Annotated in this window: 13 protein-coding genes and 2 tRNA genes; 2 read left to right on the top strand and 13 right to left on the bottom strand. The window is 62.5% G+C overall.

The genetic code is table 11. The features are described 5' to 3' along the window. Positions 1-201: 201 nt before the first annotated feature. Both ACI3L3_RS03170 and ACI3L3_RS03175 read right to left on the bottom strand, forming a co-directional pair. Positions 202-278: transfer RNA gene (locus ACI3L3_RS03170), tRNA-Met, on the bottom strand. A 144-nt stretch (positions 279-422) separates the two neighbouring features. Next, a tRNA-Met gene (locus tag ACI3L3_RS03175) sits at positions 423-499 on the bottom strand. 90 nt (positions 500-589) lie between these two features. On the opposite strand from ACI3L3_RS03175, the gene ACI3L3_RS03180 reads away from it, so the two are divergent. Together ACI3L3_RS03180 and ACI3L3_RS03185 are read left to right on the top strand one after the other, a co-directional pair. Beyond that, entirely contained in the window at positions 590-1,315 is a 726-nt protein-coding gene (locus tag ACI3L3_RS03180; RefSeq protein ID WP_404844112.1) for a glycosyltransferase family 2 protein, read from the top strand. A 9-nt stretch (positions 1,316-1,324) separates the two neighbouring features. Continuing rightward, the gene (locus tag ACI3L3_RS03185; RefSeq protein ID WP_404843646.1) at positions 1,325-2,302 is read left to right on the top strand and encodes a TVP38/TMEM64 family protein; all 978 of its coding nucleotides are present in this window, start codon (positions 1,325-1,327) and stop codon (positions 2,300-2,302) included. Between the two features lie 92 nt (positions 2,303-2,394). Here ACI3L3_RS03185 and mnmE read toward each other — a convergent pair whose 3' ends face one another. From mnmE to ACI3L3_RS03240, 11 genes are all read right to left on the bottom strand, one after another. Beyond that, the gene (gene mnmE, locus ACI3L3_RS03190) at positions 2,395-3,795 is read right to left on the bottom strand and encodes a tRNA uridine-5-carboxymethylaminomethyl(34) synthesis GTPase MnmE (protein WP_404843647.1); all 1,401 of its coding nucleotides are present in this window, start codon (positions 3,793-3,795) and stop codon (positions 2,395-2,397) included. Positions 3,796-3,845: 50 nt separating this feature from the next. Beyond that, complete coding sequence (locus ACI3L3_RS03195; RefSeq protein WP_404843648.1) at positions 3,846-5,033, bottom strand: HD-GYP domain-containing protein; 1,188 nt, start codon at positions 5,031-5,033, stop codon at positions 3,846-3,848. Continuing rightward, positions 5,026-6,210 carry a glycosyltransferase family 2 protein gene (locus ACI3L3_RS03200; protein WP_404843649.1) on the bottom strand — a complete coding sequence of 395 codons (1,185 nt, stop codon included), beginning with the start codon at positions 6,208-6,210 and terminating at the stop codon, positions 5,026-5,028. The genes ACI3L3_RS03195 and ACI3L3_RS03200 overlap by 8 nt, the downstream gene beginning before the upstream one ends. 126 nt (positions 6,211-6,336) lie before the next feature. Beyond that, a complete protein-coding gene (locus tag ACI3L3_RS03205) occupies positions 6,337-7,269 on the bottom strand; it encodes a YceI family protein (RefSeq protein WP_404843650.1) in 933 nt (310 codons plus the stop codon). Between the two features lie 180 nt (positions 7,270-7,449). Continuing rightward, positions 7,450-7,758, bottom strand: coding sequence for a hypothetical protein (locus ACI3L3_RS03210; protein WP_404843651.1), 309 nt, complete (start codon positions 7,756-7,758; stop codon positions 7,450-7,452). Next, positions 7,758-9,200, bottom strand: a complete 1,443-nt coding sequence (locus tag ACI3L3_RS03215) for an O-antigen ligase family protein (RefSeq protein WP_404843652.1) — start codon at positions 9,198-9,200, stop codon at positions 7,758-7,760. The genes ACI3L3_RS03210 and ACI3L3_RS03215 overlap by 1 nt, the downstream gene beginning before the upstream one ends. Before the next feature lie 9 nt (positions 9,201-9,209). Next, entirely contained in the window at positions 9,210-11,348 is a 2,139-nt protein-coding gene (locus ACI3L3_RS03220; RefSeq protein WP_404843653.1) for a GumC family protein, read from the bottom strand. A 13-nt stretch (positions 11,349-11,361) separates the two neighbouring features. Further along, positions 11,362-12,501, bottom strand: coding sequence for a polysaccharide biosynthesis/export family protein (locus tag ACI3L3_RS03225; protein ID WP_404843654.1), 1,140 nt, complete (start codon positions 12,499-12,501; stop codon positions 11,362-11,364). Between the two features lie 38 nt (positions 12,502-12,539). Next, positions 12,540-13,589, bottom strand: coding sequence for an HD-GYP domain-containing protein (locus ACI3L3_RS03230; RefSeq protein WP_404843655.1), 1,050 nt, complete (start codon positions 13,587-13,589; stop codon positions 12,540-12,542). A 165-nt stretch (positions 13,590-13,754) separates the two neighbouring features. Then, on the bottom strand, positions 13,755-14,630 hold the full coding sequence (locus ACI3L3_RS03235) for an ExeA family protein (RefSeq protein WP_404843656.1): 876 nt from the start codon (positions 14,628-14,630) through the stop codon (positions 13,755-13,757). 205 nt (positions 14,631-14,835) lie between these two features. Then, positions 14,836-16,017 carry an MraY family glycosyltransferase gene (locus tag ACI3L3_RS03240; RefSeq protein WP_404843657.1) on the bottom strand — a complete coding sequence of 394 codons (1,182 nt, stop codon included), beginning with the start codon at positions 16,015-16,017 and terminating at the stop codon, positions 14,836-14,838. Positions 16,018-16,108 lie beyond the last annotated feature (91 nt).

Raw genomic sequence — 16,108 nt, forward strand, 5'->3', positions numbered from 1 at the left:
ACAAGGCGCCGCCGCAGGCAAAAGGAAAGACTTTCTTTTGGAGAATAACGCGGCTGCGGGGTGCGGATGAAAGGGAAAGAAGAAGGTGATGCGGAGAAGACCGGGTGCTGGCGCAAAAGGTCGCGCCGCGCGCTGTAATGCGGCGCGGGTGCGCCAACAAAAAAAGGACCCAGACAAAAGTCTGAGTCCTTGAATAATCGTTGGTAGCGGGGACAGGATTTGAACCTATGACCTTCGGGTTATGAGCCCGACGAGCTACCATGCTGCTCCACCCCGCAACGCTGTATGGGGAGCTTTTACGCTCCGTGGCACTGAGATGCAAGAACTTTTTTCCGCGTATCGCGGCGTTTTTTGCGTGTGCCGTCTCGACTGGTTTTCAAGAATAAGCCTCAGGCCGGAGCCTGAGGCTCTTGATATCGTGTTGGTAGCGGGGGCAGGATTTGAACCTACGGCCTTCGGGTTATGAGCCCGACGAGCTACCATGCTGCTCCACCCCGCAACGCTGTCGAGAGATGAGTTTCTATACGGCGGGCAGGTCATTGTCAACACTATTTACAACTTTTTTCAAATTGACTATCCCTGTCCGGTCATGACCAAAATTCAAAGCCTCTCCATGGTTATCCCCGTTTTTAACGAGGAAGATAACCTCACGATATTGTTTAAGGAAATCACCTCTGCAGTTGCGCCCCTTGCTCTGGAGTGGGAGGTCGTCTTTGTGGACGACGCCAGCACGGACAATTCTCTTGCCGTGATCAAAAACCTTGCGCAGGACGATGAGCATGTGCGCTATGTGGCCTTTGCCCACAACTGCGGCCAGTCTGCCGCGTTTGGCGCGGGCTTTGCGGCCGCCACGGGCGACATCATCATCACCATGGACGCGGACCTGCAAAATGACCCGGCGGACGTGCCCAAGATGGTGAACACCTTCATCACGCAGGATGCCGACATGGTTATTGGCTGGCGCGCCACGCGCCGCGACACCATGGTCAAGCGCATCAGCTCCATCATCGCCAACGGCGTGCGCAACAAGCTGACCAACGAAACGGTCCGCGACACGGGCTGTTCCCTCAAGGCCATGCGCACGGACATGGCGCGCCGCCTGCCTGTTTTTACGGGTATGCACCGCTTTTTGCCCACGCTGATGAAGATGCAGGGCGCAACCGTGGTGGAGATTCCCGTCAACCACCGCCACCGCCAGCACGGCGAGAGCAAGTACGGCACGTGGGACCGCCTTGTGGCTTCCTCGTATGACCTGTTTGCCGTACGGTGGATGCAAAAGCGCCACGTCAACTACACGATTAAAGAACAGAAATAATTCGGGCGCATGGTGCTGAGCCTGTCATGGTGGGCGCTGGCCGTTGGTTCTCTGCTGTGCATTGCAGCAGTGGCCGGGGCCCTTGTCATGGGGCGCTCCAGCCGCCTGCTTCTTGGCGCTATGGTCTGCGGCGCTGCGCTCACGCTGGGCGTCAGCGTGTATGAACGCGACATCGTCCGCGGTGTTGGCGTGTGCCTTGTGTGCGCGGCCTTTGCCATCCGCCATGCGCAGGCGGCCCGCCGCCGCTCGCCTTCCCGGCCCCGTACCGGAACCGTTCTGGAGGACTTTTTGGCCCGAAAACACACCCGCGCCTATGTGAAAGGCCTCGTCATGCTGCTGATTCTTGCAGGTATTGGCGTGGTCTTTAATGCCATGGACCTGCGCGGCTCCATGGATGAGCACTGGATAGACGCACATGTCCGCGGGCACGGCCTTGCGGGATACGCCTTGTTTATTGGCGCGGCCTCGCTGTTCACGGCTGTGGGCCTGCCCCGGCAGATGGTCAGCTTCCTTGGCGGCTACGCCTTTGGCAGTGTGGTCGGCACGCTGCTGGGCACGGCCGGCACCACGGTGGGCTGCGCACTGGCGTTCTTTTACGCGCGTTTTTTTGGCCGCTCGTACGTCTCGCGCCGCTTCGGCAAAAAGATTGGACGCGTGGACCGCTTTCTGTCGCACAACACGGTGAGCACCACGCTGGTCATCCGCTTTATGCCTGTGGGCAGCAACCTGCTGACCAACCTGCTGGCGGGCGTGACGTCCGTTGGCGCAGTGCCCTACATCGTGGGGTCCGCTCTGGGATTCATCCCGCAGAACCTCGTCTTTGCCCTGCTCGGCAGCGGCTTTAACGTGGACCGGCAGTGGCAGGTGGCGCTGAGCGTGGTGCTGTTTGTCATCTCCACATGGATCGGCATCCGCCTGTACCGCACCCAGCGCGCCGGGCGCGTTATGGAGGACGCCACGGACGAAGAGGCCGACAGCGAAGCCTAACCTTTTCCCCCATACAGCACACAAAAAAGCAGGACCATGCGATGCATGACCCTGCTTTTTTTACGCCCTCTGGCGGAAGAAAATCTCTCGGGCTACTTGCCGATGCAGAAGCTGCTGAAGATGGAATTCAGCACGTCGGCGGGAGCGATTTCGCCCGTAATCTCGCCAAGGATGGTGCACGCGGCCTCAAGGCGAACGCCAAGCAGGTCGTAGGGAATGCCCGCGCTGATGTCGGCGGCAAGGGCCGTGAGCTCGGCCTCGGCCTGCTCAAGGGCCTGCGACTGGCGCAGGTTGGGCACAATTTCTCCGGCGTCCGGCTCGCCGCTGCGTCCGACGATGCGCTCGCGCACGCGGTCGCACAGCCTGTTCAGGCCCTTGCCCGTCTTGGCGGAGATGGGCACCACCTCAAACCCGGCATCGGCGAACCACGTGGCCTGCAGGCCATCGTCCTGCGCGGCGGTGTCGATATCGACCTTATTGAGCACCACCAGCACCCGGTCTATGCCGATGCGCTGGGCAAGGTCCACGTCCTCGGCGGCCACGTCGCGGGTCTGGTCCACCACGAGGAGGACAAGGTCCGCCTGCGCGGCAAGGTCGCGGCTGCGCTCCAGTCCGGCACGCTCCACGGCGTCCTCGGTTTCGCGAATGCCTGCGGTATCCACCAGGCGCACGGGCAGGCCGTCCAGATTGACGGCTTCCTCAAGGTAGTCGCGCGTGGTGCCGGGGATGTCCGTCACGATGGCGCGCTCGCGCCCAAGCAAGGCGTTCATGAGGCTGGACTTGCCCGCGTTGACCTGCCCGGCCAGCACAGTGAATGCGCCCTCGCGCCAGCACCTGTCGCGCTCGAAATTTTCCAGCATGTCGCGCACGGCCTCAGAGACGGCGTTCACTCCGGTCAGGAACTCCTCCGGGCTGAGGCATTCGATATCCTCGTCGGGAAAGTCCACGGCAACGCACAACTGGGCGCGAAGCTCCTCCAACTGGGCGCGCAGGGCCGCAACCTTCTGCCCAAGGGCGCCGGACAGCTTGGCCTGCGCCAAAGTCATGCCCGCACGCGTGGGCGCGGCAATCATCTCGGCCACGGCCTCGGCCTGCGTCAGGTCCATGCGGCCGCTGACAAAGGCGCGGTAGGTGAACTCCCCTGCGCTGGCGGCGCGGATACCCTGCGCCAGCACGGCCTCAAGAATGGCGCGAACCACCATGGGGCCGCCATGGCATTGAAATTCCACAACGTCCTCACCCGTGTACGATCCCGGACCGGGCATGAAGACCGCAAGGCACTCGTCCAGGGCCTCGCCCCGCTCGTCGAGCGCCCAGCCATGATGCATGCGGTAGGGCTTGAAGTCCGCGAAATCCTCGCGTGAGGAACGAAAGAGCGTCCGCCCCACGTCTTTACTGCGGGGGCCGCTGACTCTGACAATACCGACGCCGCCCTGCCCCAGCGGGGTGGCGATGGCGGCTATGGTGTCCTTTATGGATGCGCTGTTCTGCATGAGCGGGTTATATGCGAGGCTGGTCCATTTGCAAAGCCACATGGCGGCCGTTAGAGCAAATAGTCCTCAGCCCTCAGGCCAAAGGCTGCGGCGTCCATGCACGAGGCAATGGCAACGCCGTCACCTTCGGGCTGGGCGAGGTCCACGGGGCGGGGGTGGATGGGGCGCCCATCCGGGCCAAGGGCAAGGGTTACACGCGGGCGCAGCGGCTCCTGCGGGTTGGACCCGCTGACCACGGCGTAGCGCCCGTCCTCCAGCTGCACGAGGGACCCAACAGGATAGATGCCGATGAACTTAATAAACCGCTCGGCATAGCCGGGATGAAAATCCTGCCCGCGCATGCTGTAGAGAATGCGCAGGGCCTTGTGCGGCGGCATACCGGGCTTGTAGGCGCGTGCGCTGGTCAGCGCGTCGTACACATCGGCAAGGGAGATATACCGGGCAAAGAGGTGAATATCGTCCCCTACCAGCCCGGCCGGATACCCGCCGCCATTAAACTTTTCATGATGCTCCAGCACCCCGCGCAGTACGCGGCGCGGCACGGCGTCCAGCCGCCCCAGCACGGTGATGCTGCGCTGGGGGTGCTTGCGGATCAGGTCAAACTCCGCGTCCGTCAGCTTGCCGGGCTTGTTCAGCACCATGGGCGGAATAAGCGCCTTGCCAAGGTCGTGCATGAGTCCGGCAAGGCCAAGGTCCACCAGGTCCTCGTGCGGCAGGCCCATTTCGTCGCCAAAGGCTGTGGCCAAAACGGACACATTGATGCAATGGGTGTAGGTGTATTCATCCGAGGACCGCAGCTTGGTCATGCTAACGAGTGCGTCGCGGTTGCGGGTGACGGAATCAATGACCTCCTCCACGAACACGCCGGAGCGCTCGTAATCGACCTTGCCCCCGGTGCTCACCTCCGTCATGAATTCCCGCGCAAAGGTCACGGAATCCGCATAAAAGGCGCGGACGTGCTCCACCTCCTGCGCGATGGGCACGCGCTCCCCGCGCCGCTCACGCCCTTCGGACGCGGCCTCGGCAAAGCCGTCGTCGCCGCCCTCGCGCAGGGCCGCAGCGCCGCGCTCGGTGTCCACAAACGCTTCGGTGTACTCCGTCGCAATGCGCTCTACCTGCTCCGCAGAGGCGATTTCCCCCTCCTCGGCGTAGAGAAACGGGTAATCCATCCACGACAGCCCGGTGTCCACAACGTACATGCCGGGCCGCAACTCCTCTGCCGCAATCTTTTTAATCATGCAGGCCCCCGTGCGGGGCAGCGGCAGGCACCTGCTGACGCGCGGCGTACACATCGCGCGTCACCCGCCGCGCAGACAGCGGCACGATGGGCGGCAGGGTCTCCAGCCACGGGTGCTCCGTTCGCACAGTAGCCATCCGCCACACGGGCGCGCCCTGACGGATGCATTGCAGATTGTGCACAACAAGGCGCTGCTCATCGCGCGATTGCGGCGTCAGGGCCGCAAAGCCCTGCAAGGCGGCGTCCATGCGGCCTGCCTTGGCGTGAGCCACGGCGGTATTGAGCGTGGTGACAAAGGCGCTGGCCCCGGCATCGCGCGCAGCGGCGTAAAGCTCCACGGCGTGGTCCGGGTCCGAAAATCCGCCCCCGGCAAAAAGGAGCAGGTCCGCCCAATCCGCAAGGGCCACATGGCGCGCCTGCGGCGCCTGCGCAAGGAAGGGATAGATATCGTCAAGGGGAATGCGCCGCCTGAGCGCAGGCAAAAAGGCGTACCCCTCGCCCACGGCGGCGGGAGTGTTGCCGGACAGCGTCTGCGGCGATTCGTAACACACGGCCAGCGCCTGCGGCAGATGCACCGCGCCGCGCCGCCACGCCGCTTTGAGGAAAAAGACGTAGTCCCCGGCGATGCCAAGGTCCTCGGGAAAGGGACCTGCCACCTCGTGGGCGTCTGCCCGCCACATGGTCACAGGGCCAAAGGGGCAATCCAGCAGGGCTTGCCGCAGACTGTATGGCGGCAGGGCCAGTACGGTTTCGGGCAATGCGCCGGAAAAATCCGCGCCGGGTTCGCGCGTCAGGTAGGTATCGGCGTAGCACAGCGCCGCCCCGGTTTCGCCGAGCTTTTGCGCCATACGCTCAAAGGCCTGCGGGTGGTGGCGGTCGTCGGTGTTGGCGTTGACGATGAAGCGCCCACGGGCGCGCTCAACACCCCTGTTCCAGGCGGCATAGAGCGTTTCACGCGGGGTCTCTATGACGGTGATGCCGCTGCAGCGGGCGGCGTACTCCCGCGCAAGCTCGGCCTCACCCTGCTGGGAACCGCTATCGATGACGATGACCTCGAGCCGCCCCTGCGCATACAGGGTCTGCCCCAGCACATGCTCCATGCATCCGGCAAAAAACTGCCGCGCATTATAGGTCGAGATGAGGGCCGTCACCTCTGGCCGCTGGGTGGAGCATGTCATATCGCGTTTCTCCTCAGCCACACCGCTGCGCGGCGCACCATACACACGGAACCGTCAGTTCAGGGAGGAGCGCCCCCCCTTGCACCCGGCCCCCATGCCCGCCCCAGCGGGACCAAAGACGCGGCACTAAGCCGTGGCCGGACGCAGCACCATCCGAAGCTGCACACTCACAATGTCATACACCAAGTGGTATCCCAAATACTTAAAAAAGCGTCCAGACCCATACAGCACACCCCACGCCGTTCGGTCAAAATCGCAGTGCGCCTCCACGGCGTAAGCGCCATCCGGCAAATTGGCAAAGGTGGCGCGCAAAGCAAGCGGATGACGCTGGCCGCGCACCTCCAAATGCCCGCGCACATCATGCGTGGCCGTTCCGGGCATAGCCCCGTGCAACGGCACCGCGGCGTCAAGGCTGTAGCGCACCTCGGAGTAGGCCTCGGCAAAAAAGAAATCGTCGGACAACAAATGCGCCACCAGCAGGCGGCGCAGGGAATCGTCCTCAAGGTCCGTATTGCGCAGGGTGGACAGCGGCACGACAAACTCGCCATGCATACCGCCATCGCGCACGTCCAGCCGCCCGCGCGAGACCTGGAGCGTTCCCGTATGCCGCTTTCCGGCGTTGCGCCCCACCCATTCGATGCGGCTTTGCTCCGCGTCCACGGCAAACACGCCCTCCACAAAGCGCAAGCCGTCCTCCGGCGGCAGCAGACCCGTCCCCTCAACGGGAAAGCCGCGCTTCAACCACCCGGCAATGCCGCCAGCCAGCACCCGGACATCACTGTAGCCCATGCGCCCCAGCTTTTCGGCGGCCACGTCCGCGCCAAGGGTGTGCTCATCCTCGCCATAGAGCACGATGCGCTGGTCAAACCCAGTTGTCGCCACCTGCACATGCTCCGGAAACTCCACCTCGTACACACATGCGGAGCGCGCCCCGGCAATACGCCGCGCGTCAAAGACGTCCGGCAGCAAGACGTCAAGGCACACCACGTCCTCGCCGTTTTCCAGCCACCTTTGCAGGTCCTCCGGCGCCACGCGCTCCGCCGTCGTCACCATGGCCATACCGCCTCCTTTGTCTCACTCGTACACGGCAACACCCAAAAGCCCGCTCCATAATGTCACAAAAGCACCGCCAGAACCAGTTTTCCGTAAATCCAAAGAGGCTAACCGACATCTCCGTGACACGATACGCAATTCCATGTACGCTTGATTTCACTCCCCAGACCACCGGGAGCACAACGTTCATACCGCATCAAGGAGTCCGATATGTGTAAAGGTTGTGGCTGCGGCCCCCAGCAGACAAGCAAGTATCAGCAGTTCCTCAAGGATCATGAACACACGCACGAGCATACGCATGAGCACGATCATGACGGAGAGACCCATTGCCATGCGCACACGCACGAGCACTCCCATGAGCATGGTCATGACCACACCCATGAGCACGACCATGCGCATGAACACGGCCACCATCATCACCATCACCACGACTAATCGGCGCTGATGTGCCTTCGCGCAGGACGCGGCCTTGGCCGCGCCCTGCCGCGCCGCCATCACCCACGCTCCGCATCCTGCGGATGCGCCGCCTCTGCGGCCTGCGCAGCGCGGCGCTCCTCCACCGCCGTCTCCATAATGGCGGGAATCATCACCACCATCCCCACCGCAAACCAAAACGGCTCCATAATGCGGCCAATGATGAACGTGTTGGCGCTGATTCCATGCGCCAGCAGGCCCACAAAGCCAATCATCACGCCCATGGTCCACCCCTTGTGCACGCCATAGCGGCAGCGGTTGTACACGCCGTGCAGCACCCGCCACACCCGCGTCATAAGGAATATGAACACCACCAGCCCCACCAGCCCCGTCTCCACAAGTATGCGGAAATACTGCCCGTCCAAAAAGCGATAGCCCGTAACGCCGTAGCCGAGCAGCGGCTTTTTCAGCCAATCACGCGCCACATAGCGCCAGCTACGCAGCCGCGCGGATGAGGACGTATCAAGCTTCACGCCCATCACTTCCTCCACGTCCGTACGCTGCGCCCCCTGCGTGAAGGTGTGTTCAATGCGCCGTTTGGCGATTTCCGGCGCGCCAAGGAGCAGCACCGCAATGAATCCCGCCACCACCAGCGCACTTGCGGCCTTGCGCGGCGTCAGCGCCAAAAACGCCAGCATGCTCACCGCCAGCCCCAAGTACGACCCGCGCGACCCGGTGTAGAGAAGCGGCACCAAGGCAAACAGGGCGCACCCCACCAGCCCCGCGCGCACCTGAGTCTGGCGCAGGTGCCACACCAGCCCCATGAAGATGGCAATCATAAACACAAGGTACCCGCCGAAGGTGTTCGGCTCGCCTTTGGCCCCCTCGAAGGGGGCGGTGATGCGCCCGCCGCCCGGAATCTGCGCCACGCCCACCAAGGACGCGATTACGCACGTGACGATAAACGCCACCACAAAGCCCTTGAACTGCTTGGGCGTACGCAGATGGTTCACCACCATAAAATAGACGAACATGTACTCAAAGTACTTGAGCACATAGAAAAAGGACGTCTTCAGGTCCACGCGCCCCATCATGGCCCCAAGGCCGGACGCCGCCACACAGACCATGGTGTAGGCCGCAATGGGACCATTGAGCGGCGTATGCCGAAACAGCCCAAGCTGCTTGTTGATGGCCATCTTTGCCAGCCACGAAAAGCCCATAACCACCAGCACAAAGTCGTTCACGCGTAGCGTCACCCCGCGCCCAAGGGACGCGCCGGACGTGGACCCGACAACAAACTCCGGGCCAAGCAGCATGGAAAAGATGATGATGTACAGGGCGGTCTGCGTGCTGAACAAGCAGATGAGGAACATGATGATGGCGCTGAAGAAGGCCAGCGCCTTGGTGGGCGAGAGGTGTGGCAACAACCAACCGAAGGCCACGCACATGGGCAGCACAATCACCAGCGGCAGCGCCAACTGCAAAGGGGTCGGCCCTGGTCCCTTGGTGCCCCGCTGTGCCATACTTGCCGCCTAGTAGTACTTAAAGGCTCTAAAGTCCTGATAATCGGGCGTTTCGCCCTCGCGCATACCGTTTAAGACCACGCCGATAAGATTGGACTTCACGCGCGAGAGTTCCACCGTGGAACGCTTGAGCAGTTCCTTGGAAATGGAGCCAACGCGGTAGACAAGGAGCACCCCGTCCACCAGCGGCCCCAGCACGGACAGGTCCGCCGTGGACAGAATGGGCGCGGTGTCAAAGATGATGATGTCGTAGTTGTCGCGCACTTCCTCCACAAACTCCCCAAGTAGCTTGGATTCAATAAGCTCCGAGGGGTTGGAGTACATGGTGCCCGCGGTCATCAGGTGCAGGTTGTCCAGACCGGGCGTCGCCATGACGTCATCTATGCTCATCTCGCCAATCATGACGTCCGTCACGGTTTTGATGGCGTCGCGCCAAGCGTAGTTGCCCAGCAGGATGTCCGTCAGGCCGGGGTTGTTGTCCACGCCAAAGGCCTCGGAGACCATAGGCTTTCGAAGGTCAGCCCCCACCATGAGCACCCGCTTGCCCGCCTGCGCCATGCTCACGGCAAGGTTGGCGGAGACCACGGTTTTGCCCTCCTGCGGCGTGGCGCTGGTTATGGCGAGGGTCTTGAGCCCGCGCTCCTTGCAAAACAGCTGCACATTGATGCGAAGGGAGCGGAAGCTCTCCGCAATCATGGACTTGGGCACAAAGTGCGACACAAGGTGAATGCGCGCCCGCACCCCGGAACGCTTGCCGTCGCTGGCCTCGCGCATAAGCTCGCGCACCTCGCGGCTGCTTTCGTCGGGGATGACGCCAAGTACCTTGGCCCCAAGGGTTTCCTCCACGTCATCAATGGCCCCGATGGACGTATCAAACGCCTCCATAACCAGCGCGCCAATCATGCCCACCACCAGCCCGATGAACACGCCAACGGACGTAATGGGCGCAATGCGCGGCGGATTCACGGGCGAACTGGGCAAAAACGCGGGCTTGACGATGGTGACCTCCTCGGGCCGTTCGGCCTGCCGGAGTGCGGCCTCGCGGTTTTTCTCCTCCAGCATGGCGACCTTGGCGCTGTAGGAATCCACCTGCCGCCGCAGGCGGTTGTAGGCCAGTTTCTTTTCCATCAATTCATTAATCTTGGCCTCAACGGTGCTTTGCTCGTCCTGCAGATTCTCCCGCTGGCGCGCCAGCTTTTCGCGCTGGGAACGCACGATGACCGTCATCTTACGCGCGGCCTCCACAATGTGCCGGTTGACGCCAATGACCTGCGGGTGGTTGTAGGTGAACTCCTCCAGCAAAGATTCGCGCGTGACCAGCAGCTCCACCAGTTTCCCCCGCGCGGTTTCGTACTGGCTGTCCGCGTAGGTGGAATACAGGTCGCTGCCAAAGCCCGAGGGATTTTCCGCAAAGCGCTCCAGCCGCACAAGCAGGGCCGCCAGTTCATCATCCGCCGCCACGTTGTTGCGCAGGGCCTCTTCAATCTCCTTGCTGCGCGTCAGCAGATTCTCGCCCTGCAAGTCCACGGAAACAAGCTGGTTGGCGCGGGTAAAGGCGTTGAACTCCTCCTCGGCGTCGCGCAGGGCCACACGCGTGCGGGAAAGTTCCTCCTCCAGATAGCTGATGGCGGCCTTGGCGCGGCGCTGCTGCTCCTCGCGGTACATCTCGCGGTAGGTCAGGGCCACGGTGTCGGCCATACGCTGGGCAAAGACGGGGTCGGAATGGGTGACGGCGATGTCGATGATATTGGTCTGGGCGTCGCGGGTGATGGACACGCGCGAGCGCAGGCCATCCACGGTTTTGGCCGCGGTGGGATGCTGGCGCAGCTCCTCGTCCGACAGGCCGGAAGGGATGCGCCCCAGCCGCTCGGCCACCATCTGCATGACCTTGTAGCTGCGCATGAGGGAGATTTGCGACTGCAGGTCCGTCTCGGGCGACCAGGTAATGGTCTGCTGGTACACGCCGCGCACCGGACTCTCGCGGTTAAACTGCACACTGCATATGGACTCGTACAGCGGCGGCGGCCCCATAAACACGGCAAAGGCCGCGCTGGACAGGCCAAGCAGCACCGTCGCGGCAAGGACGACCCACTTGCGCTTCTTGAATATCCGCCAATACTCGCGGATGTTGACGTCGTACTGCTCCACTCGGCCTCCGGCCCTAGTCTGCTGCGGATTTGCTGTCGAACTTCAAATACTCGCCGTAGAAGTAATTATCCTGCACACGTCTGGGGTAGAATATCCAGTCGAGGAACGTATCGTGCGTGGTAATCCACTCGGTAATGTCGCCGATGATTTGGCGCGGCACGTACACAAGATCCCCTTCCTTGAGGGGCACGTTCTGGGTCAGGTCGCCGCGCTCCAGCATGCGCTCCACATCCGCCATCAGGATGAGCGCCTTGCCCTCGTGCCCGTCGGGCCGGATGATGAGCGTGTTTTCCTCCTTAGCCACGGCGGTAAACATGCCCGCCGCAGACAGGGCCGCCAGCAGGTTGTCCGCGCTGTCGAGGTCATAGATGCCTTGGCGCGCCACCTGCCCCATCACGTACACCCGCCTCGCCACGTTGGGCAGCTCCGGTATGTCCACAACGTCGCCGTGGTTCAGCACCACATTCAGCCAGCCCTTGCCGCCCTCCACAATGTCGAACATGTTGATTTCATAGGCTTTGCCACCGCGAATCAGGCGCACGCGGCGCAGGTCGGCGTCCTCGGTATAGCCCGAGGCCTGCGAGATGATTTCAAGGAGCGTTGTCCGTCCGGTCAGGGTCTGCCGCCCGCTGGGCAGGCGCGCGCCCTCGCCCGTGGTGCGCAGGGAGGCAATCTCGCCCATGAGGGACACATACTTGCTGCGAAATTCCGCCACGCGCACATCTATGCGCGGACGCTTCAAAAAGTCGCGCAGGCGCTGGGTGAGCAGGTCGTCAATTTCACTGGCCGTCAGCCCGTCCACCTCAAGGTCATCCACAAAGGAATAGGAAATGCGGCCACGGTTATTGATCTGCACCGTGGTGGTCGTTACGGCGCTGCCCGAGCGCGAGGCGATTTCCAAAACATCCTTCGGCCCCACGCGGTACTCCGGCGCGCCGTCCACGGTCTTGAACACATCATTGGCGGAAACGTCGCTCATGGCGGCGAGTTCCTCGCGCTCCTCCTCGCCGCGCTGGTGCATGGCAAGGCGCTGGCGCTGGACCTCGGGCGCGTCATTCACGGGTGTCCCCTTGATGGCCGATGTTCCCGTGCAGGCCGTCAGGGCCGCGCACCACAGCGCGCACAGCACGCACAGCGCGGGAAGTGTCCTCATCCGGGGCATCGCATCCTTCTCCTGTCCGGGGCGCCGCATCATCCGGCGTCCCCTTCTTCCGTTTGCTCCGCGGCCATCTCCTCCATGACGCCGCTTTCAAGGGCGTCCACAATGTGCAGCAGCGGAAAATGCTCCAGATGCACCAGCCGAGGCGCATCCTTCTTTTTGCCGCGCCCATCGTAGAGCAGTTCCAGCGTGGGGCGCATGGGCTTGTCCTTGTAGGTGGCCAGCACGCGGGCCACGGAGTCGTTATTGAGGCGGACGTAGGTATTCACCGGAAACAGCGAGACCTGGTCCAAAAATTCTTTGAGCACCCGGTGGGGGAAGCGCAACCGCTCCGCGTCCACCACCTCTTTGATGGCCGGGGTCTGCAAAAACCGGTTGCCGGACCGGCGCGGGCGCCGCATGGACACCACATGCTCCACAAGACCGATAATAAGCGCCATTTCGTGGATTTCCTTCCCCTTGAGGCCGTGGGGATAGCCTGAGCCATCCACCCGTTCATGCACCTGCAACACAATCTCCGCCAGCGGCCGGTACTCCTCGCCAAGGCGCTCCAGCACCTGCCCGCCAAGGTGCGGATGCGTGCGCTTTTTGGCTCTGTCCTGCGGGGAAAGGTCCGACGGATGCACGCCCTCCAGCCGCCGGGGAATGCGGTACAGGCCAATATTGGCGCACATTCCGCCAAGGCCCAGCCACAGCAGGCGCTTGTCCTCATAGCCAAGGCCCATGCCCACCTTCATGGCGGCAAGGGCCACAAAGGTCATCGCCGCCTCCGCGCCGATGTGCTCCTCATCCAGCGAGGCATGCTCGAACACATCGCGCACCGCTTGGGCGCTCACCACGTCACGCAGACGCCGCAAGACGTCGCGCACAGGGGGCGGGTCCCCGGCGCGCACGGCAGAACGCACCCGGCCCGCCTCCTCCAGCAGCGCGGCGTGCAGGCGTGTCACCTGCTCCGTGCGCTCCTCCGGCGATGAGCCGCCAGTCTCCTGCGCGCCGTCAGCCGCGCTGCGGCCCTCGCGCTGATTGCGGGCAAGCTCCCACTTGCGCTTTTCCAGCTCAAACACACTAAAGCTGCTGGCCATTGTTCTCCTCACACCGCCACGTTGCGGGTGTCCTGCCCATATGCGCTTCCCCTGCGCCACATTGGGGCGGTTTTGGCATTGCGGACGCAGTGCGCCGGCCCGCTGGCGGCGCTGGACCTTGCCCGCTCATACCACATCCGCGCCCGTTTTGCGCGGGGGAATGCGTCACATTTTGGCAGAATGCCACTTCCGGCGCGGCGTCTCGTCCCTGTCGCCCTTTTGCAAGTGCAGGTCGCTGATGATGCCGGAGACGATGTCCTCGTCAATCTGCCTGCGCTGCAGGGAATACCCTTGATCAAGGGACAGCTTGCACAGCCGGTTGACCAAACGCGGAATCCCCTGCGACTCCCGGTACACAAGGCGCACCGCGTCGTCCGAAAACAGCGGGTCCGCCTCTTCGCGCCCGGCCATCTCCAGCCGGTGCTGGATGTAGCGCCCCACCTCGTCATCGCCCAGAAAGTTCAGATGAAAGCGCAGGCTTACGCGCTGGTCCAACTGAGGCATGCGGCGCAGGGTGTCGCGAAACTCCGGCTGGCCCACCAGAATCATGGTCAGCAGGTTGTCGCCGCCTACGGAAAGGTTGGTCAGGTTCTTCAGCTCATCCAACGTGCCGGGATGCATCTGCTGCACCTCGTCCAAAAAGACGGCCAAATGCCGCCCCTTCAGGTGCACATTCTCCATGACAGTCTTCTTAAAGCGAAACAGGAGCTCATACTTGGTCAGCCCCGTCAGGTCCGGCGGGCGGCCCTCCAACTGGTTCAAAAACTCCGCAAGCAGGTGAACAAACGGCAGGTTGGAGCTTTCCAGACTCACCACCCGAAAGGCCGTGGTCCGCAGCATGCGTTCCAAAACGCTGCGGGTGATGGTCTTGCCGCTGCCAATCTCGCCCGTCAGCACGCCGATACCCATGTTCCTATCGCGCACCAGATAGCGCAGCCGCGCCAAGGCCTCGCCATGCCCCTGACTGACGTAGAAAAACCTCACATTGGTATTCCCCTCAAAGGGGCGCTCCCGCAGGCCGAAATAGGCAAGTGCAGACATCTTCGCTTCCTTGTCTTATACGCCGCAGCGCATGCATGCCGCCACGGTTTGTCGTGCAAGGAGCAGACCACGCCCCAGACAGGGCGCGCGCATTTCATCAACACCACCACCCAACACCCATGCATCACTCACACCTTGGCGGCGCATTTTGCGCTGCGCGGCAACCGTGCTACCGCAACGTGGCGGCATTTTCTTCCACACTCCGTCATTCTGAATATTCATCGCCGCCACCACTGCCCTCATCATCATCCCGCCGCGCCGACCCGACGCGCCTTTTGCGGCCCTTGAACATCAGCGACACAATAATCGTAAAGAGCAAAACCGCCTGAAACAGCCCCAGCAGGGCATCAAGGGGCACGCCGTCCATGATGATGAGCGCACTCACCCCCAAACACACGGACAGCGTAAAGATGGCGAACGCCGCCTCCTTGCGCGCAAAGCCCATGCCCAGCAGGCGGTGGTGCAAATGATCCTGACTGGCCGTCGCCAGCGGCTCAAATATCTTGGCGACCTTGCGGTTTTTAATACGCGAGAGGGTCACATAGAGCATGTCGAAGATGAGGACGCCAAAGATGAGCACCGGCGCAGTCAGGGACACAAAGTGGCTGGTGGACGACCACTCGCCAAACACGGCCACCCCCGCAAGAGTAAAGCCCAAAAACGTACTCCCCGCGTCACCAAGGAACAGCCGCGCAGAGCGCCCGGGGATGAAGTTAAAGGGCATGAACCCCGCGCACGCGCCGGTAATGGCCACAGCCATCCACCCCAGCGCCGCCTGCCCGCTCTTGAAGGCAATGGCCCCGAAAAAGACCGAAATGATAATGGATTGCCCGGCGGCAAGGCCGTCGATGCCGTCAAAAAAGTTCATGGCATTGGTCAGTCCCACCAGCCACAGCACCGTCAGCGGCACATTCACCCACGCCCCAAAGATGCTGGGCGGCAGTATCTTGAGCTGAATATGCCCGATGAACACCACATACAGCGCCGCCGCAAGCTGCACACCAAGGCGAAACACCGGCGACAGCGAACGCACATCGTCCCACAACCCCACCATAAAAATAAGCGTCCCCGCCGCCACCAGGGTGCCCATGCCGGGCAAAAACACCCCATTCAGCGTCAGGGACAAAAGAAAAGCGCAGTACACAGCCACGCCGCCCAGCAGCGGCGTGGCTCTATCGTGCACCTTGCGCCAGCCGGGGCGGTCCAGAATATTCAGCCGCAGGGCCAGCCAGCGGCACAGCGGCGTAAAGGCGTAGGCGGCAACAAATCCGTACAGCAAAATATACTGCCAACGCATGCCCGCACGAAAGTAGAACGCCTGCACCGTAGGAAAGGTGAGGACGACAAGCATGCTCCAGATTATGATCCGCCACAGCATCGTTAGCATCGGACACTGCTCCACGCCTTGCTTTACCATATGCCGCGCGCCACAGGGGACGCACGCTCTTGCAGACTAGCATATTTCAACCGGAAAAACA

It is taken from the genome of Desulfobaculum sp. SPO524 (assembly GCF_044987625.1).
Taxonomy (GTDB): domain Bacteria; phylum Desulfobacterota; class Desulfovibrionia; order Desulfovibrionales; family Desulfovibrionaceae; genus Desulfobaculum.

Excerpts from the sequence above, each read along its gene's own strand:
- ACI3L3_RS03180 (WP_404844112.1), top strand. The coding sequence starts at position 590 with ATGACCAAAATTCAAAGCCTCTCCATGGTTATCCCCGTTTTTAACGAG.
- ACI3L3_RS03185 (WP_404843646.1), top strand. The coding sequence starts at position 1,325 with ATGGTGCTGAGCCTGTCATGGTGGGCGCTGGCCGTTGGTTCTCTGCTG.
- mnmE (WP_404843647.1), bottom strand. The coding sequence starts at position 3,795 with ATGCAGAACAGCGCATCCATAAAGGACACCATAGCCGCCATCGCCACC.
- ACI3L3_RS03195 (WP_404843648.1), bottom strand. The coding sequence starts at position 5,033 with ATGATTAAAAAGATTGCGGCAGAGGAGTTGCGGCCCGGCATGTACGTT.
- ACI3L3_RS03200 (WP_404843649.1), bottom strand. The coding sequence starts at position 6,210 with ATGACATGCTCCACCCAGCGGCCAGAGGTGACGGCCCTCATCTCGACC.
- ACI3L3_RS03205 (WP_404843650.1), bottom strand. The coding sequence starts at position 7,269 with ATGGCCATGGTGACGACGGCGGAGCGCGTGGCGCCGGAGGACCTGCAA.
- ACI3L3_RS03210 (WP_404843651.1), bottom strand. The coding sequence starts at position 7,758 with ATGGCGGCGCGGCAGGGCGCGGCCAAGGCCGCGTCCTGCGCGAAGGCA.
- ACI3L3_RS03215 (WP_404843652.1), bottom strand. The coding sequence starts at position 9,200 with ATGGCACAGCGGGGCACCAAGGGACCAGGGCCGACCCCTTTGCAGTTG.
- ACI3L3_RS03225 (WP_404843654.1), bottom strand. The coding sequence starts at position 12,501 with ATGAGGACACTTCCCGCGCTGTGCGTGCTGTGCGCGCTGTGGTGCGCG.
- ACI3L3_RS03230 (WP_404843655.1), bottom strand. The coding sequence starts at position 13,589 with ATGGCCAGCAGCTTTAGTGTGTTTGAGCTGGAAAAGCGCAAGTGGGAG.
- ACI3L3_RS03235 (WP_404843656.1), bottom strand. The coding sequence starts at position 14,630 with ATGTCTGCACTTGCCTATTTCGGCCTGCGGGAGCGCCCCTTTGAGGGG.
- ACI3L3_RS03240 (WP_404843657.1), bottom strand. The coding sequence starts at position 16,017 with ATGCTAACGATGCTGTGGCGGATCATAATCTGGAGCATGCTTGTCGTC.